The organism is Streptomyces sp. NPDC059668 (assembly GCF_042734135.1).
Lineage (GTDB): Bacteria > Actinomycetota > Actinomycetes > Streptomycetales > Streptomycetaceae > Streptomyces.
Window position 1 is genome coordinate 1 of the sequence record NZ_JBHWEL010000131.1, and the last position, 13,332, is coordinate 13,332.

7 protein-coding genes are annotated in these 13,332 nt (G+C 73.0%); 3 read left to right on the forward strand and 4 right to left on the reverse strand.

What is annotated here, in order from left to right; genetic code table 11:
• Positions 1 to 318: 318 nt before the first annotated feature.
• The gene (locus ACFV2J_RS41770; RefSeq protein ID WP_385094396.1) at positions 319 to 870 is read right to left on the reverse strand and encodes a MarR family winged helix-turn-helix transcriptional regulator; all 552 of its coding nucleotides are present in this window, start codon (positions 868 to 870) and stop codon (positions 319 to 321) included.
• Positions 871 to 1,020: 150 nt separating this feature from the next.
• Between ACFV2J_RS41770 and ACFV2J_RS41775 the strand changes: the two genes are divergently transcribed.
• Positions 1,021 to 2,295 carry an MFS transporter gene (locus ACFV2J_RS41775; protein WP_385094393.1) on the forward strand — a complete coding sequence of 425 codons (1,275 nt, stop codon included), beginning with the start codon at positions 1,021 to 1,023 and terminating at the stop codon, positions 2,293 to 2,295.
• Positions 2,296 to 2,381: 86 nt separating this feature from the next.
• Here the strand turns inward: ACFV2J_RS41775 and ACFV2J_RS41780 are convergent, their stop codons facing one another.
• Together ACFV2J_RS41780 and ACFV2J_RS41785 are read right to left on the reverse strand one after the other, a co-directional pair.
• A complete protein-coding gene (locus tag ACFV2J_RS41780; protein ID WP_385094390.1) occupies positions 2,382 to 4,037 on the reverse strand; it encodes a SpoIIE family protein phosphatase in 1,656 nt (551 codons plus the stop codon).
• A 245-nt stretch (positions 4,038 to 4,282) separates the two neighbouring features.
• Positions 4,283 to 5,659 (reverse strand): NAD(P)/FAD-dependent oxidoreductase, encoded by a 1,377-nt coding sequence (locus ACFV2J_RS41785; protein WP_385094387.1) that lies wholly within the window; start codon positions 5,657 to 5,659, stop codon positions 4,283 to 4,285.
• 372 nt (positions 5,660 to 6,031) lie between these two features.
• Here ACFV2J_RS41785 and ACFV2J_RS41790 point away from each other — a divergent pair, with 372 nt between their 5' ends.
• Both ACFV2J_RS41790 and ACFV2J_RS41795 read left to right on the forward strand, forming a co-directional pair.
• Positions 6,032 to 6,796, forward strand: a complete 765-nt coding sequence (locus tag ACFV2J_RS41790; protein WP_385094383.1) for a TetR/AcrR family transcriptional regulator — start codon at positions 6,032 to 6,034, stop codon at positions 6,794 to 6,796.
• Positions 6,797 to 7,300: 504 nt separating this feature from the next.
• Positions 7,301 to 9,355, forward strand: a complete 2,055-nt coding sequence (locus tag ACFV2J_RS41795) for a sigma-70 family RNA polymerase sigma factor (RefSeq protein WP_385443711.1) — start codon at positions 7,301 to 7,303, stop codon at positions 9,353 to 9,355.
• 40 nt (positions 9,356 to 9,395) lie between these two features.
• Here the strand turns inward: ACFV2J_RS41795 and ACFV2J_RS41800 are convergent, their stop codons facing one another.
• Positions 9,396 to 12,725: a BTAD domain-containing putative transcriptional regulator gene (locus tag ACFV2J_RS41800; protein WP_385096581.1), complete on the reverse strand. Its 3,330-nt coding sequence runs from the start codon at positions 12,723 to 12,725 to the stop codon at positions 9,396 to 9,398.
• Positions 12,726 to 13,332 lie beyond the last annotated feature (607 nt).

Sequence of the window (13,332 nt, forward strand, 5' to 3'; positions counted from 1 at the left end):
TTTCCCTTTCCGGCGAGTCCGACTCTATCAGATCCTTTCGGGCCTGATTCCCAGTCAGTGGGGTTTGTCTTCCCGGCTGTTGGGCCGTTCCGACGTCCCGAACTTTAGCGGATCCTCCCGGCAGGTCCTAATCGGACCGCCGAGCCCATTCGAATTGAATTCGGGCACGCCGAATTCGCCCCGGCTGGGAGATCGTGCTGGTGGTTTGGGTGCCGCGTCCGCGGCGGAGGTGTTACCGGAGAACCGTTACGGCTCCGTGGCAACTCGAAGAATCTTACGGATCCGGCAGGGGGATGTCAACCGTCCCTGTCAAGATCTTTAATCGAGGTCGGTGAGTCGGCCGCCGGCGTCCGGCTGGGCGTGCTCCACGCGGCGGAGGAGACGGGTCAGGACCTCGCCCAGGACACCGCGCTCCTCGGTGGAGAGGTCCTGGAGAAGGTCCTCCTCGAAGACCGTGGCCAGGCGCATGGCCTCCAGCCACTTCTCGCGGCCCTCGCCCGTCAGCTCCACGATGACCCGCACCCGGTTCGACTCGTCCCGCTCCCTGGTGACGAGTCCCTCCGCGACCAGGCGGTCGATCCGGTGGGTCATCGCGGCCGGGGTCAGCCCCAGTCGCTTCGCCAGGTCGCTCGGGCCCATGCGGTACGGGGCTCCGGAGAGCACGAGGGCCTTGAGGACCTCCCACTCGGCGTTGCTGATGCCGAGGTTGGCGGTCTGCCGGCCGTAGGCCACGTTCATCCGGCGGTTGAGACGGCCGAGCGCCGAGACGATCTTCTCGACCTGGGGGTCGAGGTCCTGGAACTCGCGCTGATAGGCGGCGATCTGTTCTTCGAGTGTCGGCTCACCGCTGACGCCGGGGGTGTCGGCCATGGCCGAAGTATCGCATGGCTCGCTTGGCGTTGAAGTCCTTCTAGGTGTAGAGTTCAACTTCTAACTTTAGCTTCGAAGTCTTCAGGCTTGCACCCTTGTGGGTGCGGGCCTGTTTCTTCGCGACCAAGGCAGGTGAAAGTGACCAGGGCGATGGGCGCAGCGATGCGCCGGATCCACGTAGGCAACGCACTCGGAGCGTTCGGGCTCGGATTTACCGTCCCCTTCCTCTATGTCTATGTGGCGCAGGTGCGGGGACTCGGCTCCATGACGGCGGGCGTGGTGCTCGCCGTCTTCGCCGTGGCCGCGCTCGTGGTGCTGCCGTTCGCCGGACGCGCCATCGTCCGGCGCGGCCCGCTGCCGGTCCTGCTCACCGCCCTGGCCACCGCCGCCCTCGGATCGCTGAGTCTGGGGCTCGCGAGCAGCGCCACGACGGTGGTGCTGTCGGCGGCCGCGCTCGGGGCCGGGCAGGCCGTGATGCAGCCGGCGCTGGCGACGATGATCGTGGACTGTTCCACCGCGGACACCCGCTCGCGTGCCTTCGCCACACAGTTCTTCCTGCAGAACCTCGGACTCGGGGTCGGTGGCCTGATCGGCGGACACATCGTCGACCCGACCCGGGCGGGCTCGTTCACGCTGTTGTTCGCGATCGAGGCGGCGATGTTCCTGGTGCTCGTCGTGATCATGGCGACGGTGCGGGTGCCGCACGCGCCGCGGATCCGGGGCGCGGCGCCGCAGGCCGGGGGCGGCGGTTGGAAGCAGCTGCTCGGCAACCGGGCCATGGTGCAGCTGTCGGTGCTGGGCTTCGTGCTGTTCTTCGCCTGTTACGGGCAGTTCGAGTCGGGGCTCTCCGCGTACGGCGTCGAGGCGGCCGGCATCTCGACCTCCGCGCTCGGTACGGCGATGGCGGCGAACACGGCGATGATCGTGGTGGCGCAGTTCGCCGTGCTGAAGCTCGTCGAGCGGCAGAAGCGGTCCCGGGTGATCGCCGCGGTGGGGCTCATCTGGGCCGTCGCCTGGGTCGCGGCCGGGTACGCGGGCCTCGGGCACGGCAGCCGGACCATGGCGACGGCCGCGTTCGTCTCGACGTACGCGCTCTTCGGGCTCGGTGAGGCGATGCTGTCGCCGACCGTGGCGCCGCTGGTCGCCGATCTGGCGCCGGCGGGCCTCGCGGGGCAGTACAACTCCGCCTTCGCCCTGGTGAAGCAGCTCGCGCTGGCCATCGGTCCGGCGGTGGGCGGTCCGATGGGGGCCTCGCTGCACGGTCCGTACGTCGTGACGTTCCTGCTGTTCTCGCTGGGCATCACGTTCCTGGCGGTGCGGCTCGGGCGGCAGCTCAGTCCGGTGCAGGACCAGCCGTGGCTGGCGAGGAGCCGGGTGGTCGCCCAGGGCGGGGCGCCCGCGGAGCCGGTGACCGCGAGCGTCTGACGGACGACCTGAACACGGCCGTCATCACTTCGTGTGGTGGCGGCCCAGCCGTCCGGGCTCCGGGGTGCTCCCGGGGGAGTTGCGGTTCAGTGGGCGGTGCGGGGAAGGGCGAACTCGCACCACACGGCCTTTCCGCCGCCGGGGGTGCGTCTGGAGCCCCAGCCGGAGGCGATCGTGGCGACGATCGCGATGCCCCGGCCGGCCTCGTCGGCGGGTTCGGCGCGGCGGCGGCGCGGGAGGTGGTCGTCGCCGTCGGTGACCTCGATGATCAGTCGGCGGTCGGTGCGGCGCAGCCGCAGCCGCATCGGCGGGGTGCCGTGTTGCAGGGAGTTGGCGACGAGTTCGCTGGTGGCGAGGACGCCCAGGTCGTGCAGTTCCGGAGGGAAGCGCCAGCTCGTCAGGACGCCGGAGGCGAAGGCACGCGCGCGGGGCGCGGCTTCCACCCCGCCCAGCAGTTCCAGCGCGGCGTTGCGGAAGAGCTCGCCGTCGGGGCCCGTACGGGCGGGGTGCTGGAGGACCAGGACCGCCACGTCGTCGTCGTGGTCGGCGGTGACACCCGCCGAGCGGACGAGACGGTCGCAGACGACCTGGGGTGTGCCGGTGGCGCCGGCGAGGGCGCGCTCCAGGGCGGCGATGCCCTCGTCGAGGTCCTCGTCGCGGCGCTCCACCAGACCGTCGGTGTAGAGGACGGCCGTCGAGCCGGGTCCCAGCGGGACCGAGCCCGACGCGTGCATCCAGCCTCCGGTGCCGAGCGGCGGTCCAGTGGGTTCGTCGGCCCGCAGCACCGTGCCGTTCTCGTCGCGGACGAGGATCGGTAGGTGGCCCGCGGACGCGTAGACGAGCCGGCCCTCGTTGGGGTCGTGGACGGCGTACGCGCAGGTGGCGATCTGGTTGGCGTCGATCTCGGTGGCGAGGCCGTCGAGGAGCTGGAGCACCTCGTGCGGGGGAAGGTCGAGGCGGGCGTAGGCGCGCACGGCGGTGCGCAGCTGGCCCATGACGGCCGCGGCCCGCACCCCCCGTCCCATCACGTCGCCGATGACCAGGGCCGTGCGGCCGCCGCCGAGGGTGATCACGTCGTACCAGTCGCCGCCGACCGCGGCCTCGGTGCCGCCGGGCTGGTAGGTGGCGGCGACCCGCAGGTCGTCGGGTTCCTCCAGCTCCTGGGGGAGCAGGGAGCGCTGGAGGGTGACGGCGGTCTCGCGCTGGCGGCGCTCGCTGGCGCGCAGCCGTTCGGCGGCCTCGGCGTGGTCGGTGACGTCGGTGGCGAAGATCAGCACACCGCCGTCGGGGCCGTCCGGGGTGGCGTCGACGGGGGTGCAGGTGAACGTGTACGAGCGGCCGCCGGGCGCCTTGCGGGACTTGACCGTGCGCGGCTTGGCGCTGCGCAGGACCTGGTCGAGGAGCGGGAGCAGGCCGATCTCCGCGAGCTCGGGGAGCGCCTCGCCCGCGGGCTCGCCGACGGGACGGGGCCCGAAGGCGGCCGCGTAGGCGTCGTTGACGTAGGCGAGGCGGTGCTGGGGGCCGTGCACGAGGGCGACGAGGGCCGGGACGCGGTCGAGGACCTCGCGCACGGGGAGGTCGTCGACGGCGGGGACGAACTGCTGGTCGTCGGTCAGCTGCTCGGCGCGGGCCGCGGGCACGGCTCCTTCACCTCGCCGGTCCGGGGAGGCCATGTGCTCGGTCCGCGCTGCGGCGCGGCGCTGCGTTCCGGGGAGCCGGGCGCTCCAGCGCGTGAAATTCACCGAATCCTTGCCTCGTGATCCTTGCCTGGTGGTGGTCGTCTCCGGTCGGCTCCGGATCCGGTCGGGGTGAGCCCGCGGCGCGGTCGCCGAGGGCTCTGCGTCCCCTGGGGGAGTGCGGCGCTTGGGAAGAAGCCTCGTGGGTGCGGAGAGCGAGCGGTCGGCCCGCCCAAGGTCGTGGACCAGTCTGGCCGACGGGACCGACATCCGTCAGACGCCTGCCTGATCGGTGGAGTTCCTGGGTCCGGTCAGGACGACCCCTTCGGGTCGAGCTTCGGGTCCAGGGGATGTTTTCCACCGGCCGCGAGTTCGAACTCCGCTCGGGGGTGTTCGAGGGATCCGAGAGACACGATCTCCCTCTTGAAGAGTCCCGCCAGGGTCCATTCGGCGAGGACCCGGGCCTTGCGGTTGAAGGTCGGGACCCTGCTGAGGTGGTAGACGCGGTGCATGAACCAGGCAGGATAGCCCTTCAGCTTGCGGCCGTAGACGTGTGCGACGCCCTTGTGCAGGCCCAGGGACGCGACCGAGCCGACGTACTTGTGGGAGTACGTCTCGAGCGGTTCGCCGCGCAGGGAGTGCGCGATGTTGTCCCCGAGGACGCCGGCCTGGCGCACCGCGTGCTGGGCGTTGGGCGCGGTCTCCTTGCCGGTCTCCGCGGCGGTGACGTCGGGGACGGCGGCGGCGTCGCCCGCGGCCCACGCGTGCGTGGTGCCGTCGACGGTGAGCTGGGGCGTGCACTTGAGGCGGCCGCGTTCGTTCAGCGGCAGGTCGGTCGCGGCGAGCACCGGGTGCGGCTTCACTCCGGCGGTCCACACGACCGTACGGGTGGGGAAGCGGGCACCGTCACTGAGGACGGCGATCCGGTCCGCGCAGGAGTCGAGGCGGGTCTTGAGGCGTACGTCGATGTTGCGGCGGCGCAGTTGGGTGATCGTGTACTTGCCCATCTCCTCGCCGACCTCGGGGAGGATGCGGTCCGAGGCCTCGACGAGGATCCACTTCATGTCCTCGGGCTCGATGTTGTGGTAGTAGCGCGCCGTGTAGCGGGCCATGTCCTCCAGTTCACCGAGCGCCTCGACACCCGCGTATCCGCCTCCTACGAAGACGAACGTCAGGGCCGCGTCGCGGATCGCGGGGTCGCGGGTGGAGGAGGCGATGTCCATCTGCTCGATGACGTGGTTGCGCAGGCCGATGGCCTCCTCGACGGTCTTGAAGCCGATGGCGAAGTCGGCGAGACCGGGGATCGGGAGGGCGCGCGAGATCGAGCCGGGCGCGAGGACGAGTTCGTCGTAGGTGAGCTGTTCCGTGCCCACGCCCTCCTCGGTGGCGAGCGTGCTGAGCGTCACGGTGCGCCGGTCGTGGTCGATGGAACGGGCCTCGCCGATCACGATCCGGCACTGGCCGAGGACCCGGCGCAGCGGGACGACCACATGGCGCGGGGAGATCGAGCCGGCGGCCGCTTCGGGAAGGAACGGCTGATACGTCATGTAGGGGTCGGGCGAGACGACGACGAGCTCGACTTCACCCCGCTTAAGTTCCGACTTCAACTTCCGCTGGAGACGGAGGGCGGTGTACATCCCGACGTAGCCGCCGCCGACGATGAGAATGCGCACAGGTTCCTTCACCATCCCATGACGCACCCAGCTCTGGAGTTTGTCCACAGCCTCGACAATTTGTGTGACCGGCCGTCGTGAACGCGGCGGGTTGGCCGATTTGCCGGAGTACGAGGGAAATTCGCAGGTCAGCATGGACGGATAGGGGGTGCGGAGGGGGCGCAATCGGGAGGTATCCGGCCCGTACTCCGATCGGGGGGCGCTCCGTGCGGAACCTGCCCCTTCTGAATTGACCCCCACTCAACTATGTTCGTGTGACGACGGGGTGTAGGGGGATGTGCTGGACGAGTCCGCGCGGCGGGTTCGGGAATCAGGCTTGTTCCGCTCGCTCCGTCTTCCAATGGCGGGGAGTCTCCGGGGGGAGACGTCATTACCGGGGGAACGCTTATGCACATTCAGGACTCTCATTGGTCTTCCGCGTCTGCCATCGCACCCGGTGGCACGGTCGGCGCGGCAGCGGGCGGCAACGGCCGCGGTCCGGGAGACGGATCGCGGACGGCGCCGCTGCGCGTGGACGCACAGCGCAATCTGGAACACGTACTGCGCGCGGCGCGCGAGGTCTTCGGCGAGCTGGGATACGGCGCGCCGATGGAGGACGTCGCGCGGCGCGCCCGGGTCGGTGTCGGCACGGTGTACCGGCGCTTCCCGAGCAAGGACGTCCTGGTGCGCCGGATAGCCGAGGAGGAGACCTCCCGGCTGACCGACCAGGCACGCACGGCGCTCGGTCAGGAGGACGAACCGTGGTCGGCGCTCTCGCGCTTCCTGCGGACCTCGGTGGCCTCGGGCGCGGGACGGCTGCTGCCGCCGCAGATCCTGCGGGTCGGTGTCGCGGAGGACGAGCCCGTCGCCGACGAGGCACGGGTGCCGCAGCAGCGCTCCCAACTCGGCGCCGAACTCCGGCTCGTCGAGCAGCGGCCCACGCCGGACGACGTGGTCGACGACGCCGGTGCGGCCGCGCTGCTCGACGTGGTGGGCCGGCTGGTGGACCGGGCGCGTGCGGCGGGCGAGCTGCGCGCGGACGTGACCGTGGCGGACGTACTGCTGGTGATCGCCACGGCGGCGCCCTCGCTTCCGGACGCCGCCCAGCAGGCCGCGGCCTCGGCCCGGTTGCTGGACATCCTGCTGGAGGGGCTGCGCTCGCGCCCGGCGTGAGCGGCCGCGGACCCCGTCCGGCGGGGACCGGATCCTCCGGCCGCGGTGGACCACCGCGACCGGGTCTTCCGGCAGTGGTGGATCACCGGGCGCGGGCGCTACGGCACACACGCGGTGCGCGTACGCCGTGTCCGCGCCGTCCGCGCGCCCCGATCGGTGCTCGCAACGCCCGCACCACGGGTCAGCCCGCACCACCGGTACCACCCGCACATCCGCACCACCCGCACCGTCCAGGCCGCCCGTGCCACCCGCCTCGTCGGGGGGCACGGGCGGTCGTGGTTCCACGGCCGACGCGGAACGGATCACCGCATCAGGGGCATAGCGGCAACTCGCCCGCTGAAAGCAAATATTGACTATTCCCCAAACGGGTGACCGCTAGAGCTGTCGTGCGGCAAAACCCCACGGACGAGTGGTTGGCCCGTGCGGCGCGGTCCCGCCCCTGAACCGTGTGGCACTCTGTCCCGGTATTCGGGTCCGAGAGTGTGCAGGCGGGGGCTTTCCGCGATGAGCGTTGACGGGCGGGACGAGTCACTCGGTGACGGCGGCGCGGAGGCGGGCGGCCTGCCCTCGCAGCAGGTCCCCAGCCAGGGCGGACCCCCGGGAGAAAGCCTGGGCCCCGCCGGCCCCCCGAGGCCCTCCGGCGCCCCGAACCTCCCGCCCCCCTCCGGCGTCCCGAACCTCGCGGGCCCCTCAGGCGTCCCGAACCTCCCGGGCCCCTCCGGCGCCCCCCAGGGCTCGCCCGGCGATCCCAGCGTCCCGGCGCAGCGCGACCGGTTCGATCCGCGGGACGTCAGCGGTGTCCTGCCGCCCCCGGTCGAACTGCCGCCGTCCGACGCCGAGCTGATCGGACGCATGCGCTCGGGCGACGACACGGCGTACGAGGCGCTGTACCGGCGTCACGCGGAGGCCGTCCGCCGTTACGCCCGCACCTGCTGCCGGGACGCGCACACCGCGGACGACCTGACCGCCGAGGTGTTCGCCCGCATGCTCCAGGCGGTGCGGGGCGGCCACGGCCCCGAGCACGCCGTACGCGCGTATCTGCTGACCACGGTCCGCCGGGTCGCGGCGCACTGGACGAAGTCCGCGAAGCGGGAGCAACTGGTCGACGACTTCGCGGTGTTCGCCGCGCAGGCCGTACGCGGCGCCGAGGTCTCCGACGGCGACACGCTCGACCTCGGCGCGGACGCGCGCGCGATGCACGAGGCCGAACAGTCGATGGCCATGCAGGCGTTCCGCTCGCTGCCCGAGCGCTGGCAGGCCGTGCTGTGGCACACGGAGGTCGAGGACGAGTCGCCGAGCGAGGTCGCCACGCTCTTCGGGCTGGACGCCAACGGCACCCGCGTCCTCGCCAGCCGCGCCCGCGAAGGCCTCAAGCAGGCCTACCTCCAGGCGCACGTGAGCGCCACGCTCACCCGGGACGAGGAGTGCGCGCGCTACGCCGACCGGCTCGGCGCCTACGCCCGCGGCGGGCTGCGCACCCGGGCCGAGCGCGGGCTGCGCAAGCACCTGGAGGAGTGCGCCAAGTGCCGGCTGGCCGCGGGCCAGATCAAGGAAGTCGCCAGCGGTATCCCCGCGGTCGTGCCGGTCGCCGTCATCGGCTGGTTCGGCGCCGCCGGGTACGCGAAGGCCGTCGCGCTCATCGCCGGTGGTGCCGGAGCGGGCGCGGCGGGAGCGGCCGCCGCGGCAGGCGGCTCCGGCGGAGCGGGCGTGGGCGGCGGAGCGGCGGTCTCCGAGGGACTCGGGGCGCCGGTCAAGGCCGGGATCGCGGCCGGCGTCGTCGCGGTGGCCGCCGCGGCGGTCGCACTCGCCCTGGCGGGCAACGAGAGCGGCGCCAGAAAACCCGAGGCCAGGCCCGCCGCGTCGCCCGCCGTCGAAGCGCCGCCCCGGACACCGACGCTCCCGCCGTCGAAGCGGCCCGCGCCCCAGCAGCCGGTGGCGGCCACCGTCCCCGCCGGAACCCCCACCCCCGCCGCGGCACCGAAGCCCACCCCGAAAACCGCGCCCAAGCCGTCCCCCTCCCCCACGAAGCCGAAGCCGGAGCCGGAGCCGGAGCCGGAACCCACGCCCAGCCCGACGCCACCCCCGCCCGTGCCCCCGGCCCCCACCCCGACGCCGGCCCCCGCGCCGGCCGTCTACCAGTGGAACGAGTTGTGGTACGGCATCACCGGCGACCACACCCGGCCCGAGATGCGGCTCGGCGAGAGCAGCTGGGTCTGGCAGCGGTGGGGGATGTCGATCTCGGACCAGCGGTACGCGCACGGCGTGACCGTGCACGGCACGTCCTCCGTCACCGTCGACCTCAACCGCGACTGCTCGGCGTACGAGGCTCAAGTCGGCGTCGACGACCTGACGATGGGCCTCGGCCAGGTCCGCTTCTCCGTCTATGCCGACGGAGCACGCCTGTGGCGGTCGCCGCTGGTCAGGGGCGGGGACCACGCGATCCCCGTCCGGGTGAACCTCACGGGCCACAGGACGATCCGGCTCGTCGTCGAACCGCGCACGCCGTTCGACTCGGTGGCGCTGGCGGACTGGGCGGAGGCGAAGTTCGAGTGCCGGTGAGCCCCGCCGCACGGACAGCGGTTCCGGGCCCCGACGGCGGTCAACGGCTGTCCGCGGGGTGTTCCTTCACCGCCTCCGCGAGATCGCGCAGGACGTCGTCCGCGGTGAGGTCCGCTCCCGTGGCGCGCTCCGACGCGTAACGGCGGGGGCCGAGGGCCGCGCGGGCGGCGGCCTCCCCGCGCTCGGCGGCGGCGCGCTCCAGAACGGGGCGGGGGTGACCGCCGCGCCACCGTGCCCCCGCGGCGAGCAGGCGGGTCACGCGAGGATGGTCGCCGAGCTCCGACAGCAGCCCGGCCGCGCTCTCGACGAGGCCTGCCGTCACCACATCGGCGCACCGCCCCGCCACGGCCGCCCCCAGGGCGTCGGCCATCTTGCTCAGCCCGCGCTCCGGGCCGGACTCGGCGGCCGTGACGAGCGCCTCGACCCAGTTCAGCGCCGCCGTGAACTGCGGCGGGGGCGTGCCCCGCAGACCCATCTCGGCGGCCTTCCGCCACAGGTCGCGCGCGAGGGCGGTCTCTCCGTCGTCCAGGGCCAGCTGCGCGCGCAGCAGCCGGACGAAGGCCAGGGAGTCCATCACCCCGTACCGCTCGGCCGCCGCGTCCGCCTCGTCCAGGGCGGCCAGCATCCGTGCCCGCTCGCCCGCGCGGTAGGAGAGCTCGGCCAGCCGCGCCAGCAGGAACGGCGTCTCGGCGTGCGCGCCGACCTCGAAGGCGAGCCGCAGCGCCTCCTCGTACTCGCCCTTCGCCTCCTCGTAGAGGCCGCGCGCCATGGCCGCCTCGGCGGCGGCGCTGCACACCTGGGCACGCATCCAGCGGTCACCCACCCGCCGGCTGAGCACCCGCAGCTCGGCGAGGTCGTCGTCCACGCCCGGCATGCCGCCCGGGGCGTCGACGACCATGTGCGTACGGAGCATCAGGGTGACACCGACCGCCCAGTCGTCCCCGTACTCACGGCAGTTGGCGACCGCCTTCTCCATCGCCGGACGCACGTCGTACGAGCCGCTCAGGAAGAAGGCGGCCATCGGCCAGACGATGCCCGGCATGCTCGCGGCGTCCGGGCCGCCCCTCTCGAAGGCGTCCCGCACCCGTTCGACGTACTCCCGGATGCGGGGACTGGCCTGTTCGTCCAGCGGCTCGGTCTCCACCCGCATGAACAGGTGCAGCATCCGTACCCGCATCCTCAGACGGTGCAGCGGGTGGGACTCCTCGTGGGCGGGGGCGTCGAGGAAGGCGTCCAGCGGATCGAAACGTTCGAGATCGGCGAGTGCGGCGCACCCGGCGGCGCCGGGGGACGTGTGTCCGTCGCGCACGGATCCGGTCGCGTCCAGTGCCGCGCCCAGGCGCAGGACGCGATCCGTCCAGTCCGCGCCCTCGCCGCGGAAGTTGCGCAGCCACCAGAACCATCCCATGGCCAGGACGAGCGCGGCCGCCTCCTCCTCGGCGCCGACGACGACCGCGCGGTGCAGGGCCGCCCGGATGTTGTCGAGCTCGGTCTCCAGACGGCGGATCCACGGCAGTTGGGCGGCGGAGCGCAGCAGCGGTTCGGCCTGTTCGGCGAGGCCTCGCGCCCACGCACGGTGGCGGCGCTCGGCCTCGGCACGCAGGTCGGGAACCTCGGCGGCGCGCTCGGCCGCGTACTCGTGAATGGTCTCCAGCATCCGGTACCGCATGCCCTCGCCGCCGGGCGCGCCGTCGGTGTCCGCGTCGTACGGGGTCGCGACGACGAGGGACTTGTCGACGAGCGCGCCGATCAGGTGGGTGGCGGGGCCGGTGCACACGGCCTCGGCGGCGGCGAGGTCCCAGCCGCCCGCGAAGACGGACGCCTCGCGCAGCACGGTCCGCTCCCGCTCGTCGAGCAGGTCCCAGGACCAGTCGACGACGGCGCGCAGGGTCTGCTGGCGGGGCAGCACGGTGCGGCTTCCGGAGGTGAGGAGCCGGAAGCGGTCGTCGAGCCGGTCGGCGATCTGGCGTGGCGTCAGCAGACGCAGGCGCGCGGCGGCCAGTTCGATGGCCAGGGGCAGGCCGTCGAGGCGCCGGCAGATCTCGTCCACCGCTTCGAGGTCGCGCAGGGCGGCGTCGGCGCCCGGACGCGCGGCCGCCGCGCGCTGCGTGAACAGGCGCCGCGCGGGATCGGGCGGCAGCGGCTCGACCGGGCGTACCAACTCACCGGGTACGCCGAGGGGTTCGCGGCTGGTGGCGAGGATCGTGAGCCCCGGGCAGTGGGTGAGGAGGGTCTCGGCGAGGCCGGCCGCGGCGTCGATGACATGTTCGCAGTTGTCGAGGACCAGGAGCAGGCCGCGCGCGGCGCAGTACTCGACGAGCACGGCGAGCGGGTCGTCCTGGCCGATCACCGTCTCGTTGCTGATCAGCGCGGTCTCGCGCAGACCGAGGGCGCTGACCACGGCGCCCGGAACGGCCTCGGGCCGGTCGAGCGGGGCCAGCTCGACCAGCCACGCCTGCGGAAGCCCGGCGGCGGCCTCCTCGGCGAGGCGGGTCTTCCCCGAACCGCCCGGTCCGGTCAGCGTGACCAGGCGTGCACTCCGCAGATCGGAACGGATGGCGTCGAGGTCGGGTTCCCGGCCGACGAAGGAGTTCAGACGGGGACGAATGTTGCCGTTCCGCTCCGGCCGGGCGGGTATCGGCGTGGGACCGGCCTCCTGGTCGAGCAACTCCGTGTGCAGGGCGCGCAGTTCCGGACCCGGGTCGGTGCCCAGCCCGTCCAGCAGGGCACGGCGCACCTCCTCGTACGCGACCAGCGCGTCGGCGCCGCGGCCCGCGTCGCGCAGGGCCCTCAGGAGCAGGGCGTGCAGGGCCTCGTCGTACGGGTGGGCGGTCGTCAGCTCCTTCAACTCCGGTACGACGTCGGGGGCGCGGCCCAGTCGCAGGTCCGCCTCGACGCGGGTGCGCGTCGCCTCCAGGCGGAGTGCGTCCGGGCGGGTGGCGGCAGCGCGGTCGGGGAGGTCGGCGAGGGCCGGGCCGCGCCACAGGGCGAGGGCCTCGCGCAGGCTGCGGGCGGCGGTGGGGGCGTCGCCGTGTTCGAGGGCCGTCGTGCCCTCGCGCACCAGACGCTCGAAGACGAACAGGTCCACGTCGTTCTTGCCGGCGCGCAGGCGGTAGCCGCCCGCCTCCGAGAGGACGGCGTCCCTGCCGAGGGTGCGGCGCAGGCGGCCGACCAGGGCTTGCAGGGCCGCCGGCGCGTCCAGTGGGGGGTCGCCCGCCCACACCTCGTCGATCAGGGTTTCCGGGGGTGTGGTGCGGTCGGGGCGTCGGGCGAGGGCGGTGAGGAGTGCGCGGATGCGGGGGCCGCCCACGGTGGTGGGGGTTCCCCGCTCGTCCTCTGCCTGGGTCACTCCCAGGATTCTGTACCGCACGTCCCTATTCTCACCGGCGTCGGTGTCTGGGACCGCAGGTTTCCCCCCCGCCCGGGCGTCGCGCCTCCGGCGCCCACCCACCAAACGTCCTCCGCCCTCGCCGCCCCTACCCTCCCCCAAGCTCTCGACTTCGCTCGAGCCGGGGGACCTCCATCATCCCTATCCCTTGGGGCTCCGCCCCAGACCCCCGCCAAGGGGCTGCCGCCCCCTGGACCCCCGCATCGCCCGAAGGGCTCGTCCTCAAACGCCGGACGGGCTGGATATGCGGGCCCTCGCTGGAAAGGTGCGACCGGAGCCGGAAGGCCACGACCGGCACACAAGTCGCCCGAAAGGCTCGTCCTCAAGCGCCGGACGGGCTGGATATGCAGGCCGGAGCCGGAGGGTGCGGGCTGGCGCCGGAAGGCTGCGGACGCCACACGAGCCGCCCGGAAGACTCGCCCCCGTACCGATCCGCACCCACCACCAGCCGACCCACGCCCCCGCCCCTCTCCTGCCCCCATCCACCCGCAGGGGCCCGTGCCACGCGAGGGGCCGTGCCGGTGTGTCGCAGGCCGTCGCTTACGCCCGGATCGAGCAGCGGCTCGCAAGCCCGGCCGACGTCTGATCC

What these genes read in the sequence shown, in the direction of transcription:
- ACFV2J_RS41785 (WP_385094387.1), bottom strand. Translation starts at nt 5,659, where the DNA reads ATGGTGAAGGAACCTGTGCGCATTCTCATCGTCGGCGGCGGCTACGTC.
- ACFV2J_RS41795 (WP_385443711.1), top strand. Translation starts at nt 7,301, where the DNA reads ATGAGCGTTGACGGGCGGGACGAGTCACTCGGTGACGGCGGCGCGGAG.
- ACFV2J_RS41790 (WP_385094383.1), top strand. Translation starts at nt 6,032, where the DNA reads ATGCACATTCAGGACTCTCATTGGTCTTCCGCGTCTGCCATCGCACCC.
- ACFV2J_RS41775 (WP_385094393.1), top strand. Translation starts at nt 1,021, where the DNA reads ATGGGCGCAGCGATGCGCCGGATCCACGTAGGCAACGCACTCGGAGCG.
- ACFV2J_RS41770 (WP_385094396.1), bottom strand. Translation starts at nt 870, where the DNA reads ATGGCCGACACCCCCGGCGTCAGCGGTGAGCCGACACTCGAAGAACAG.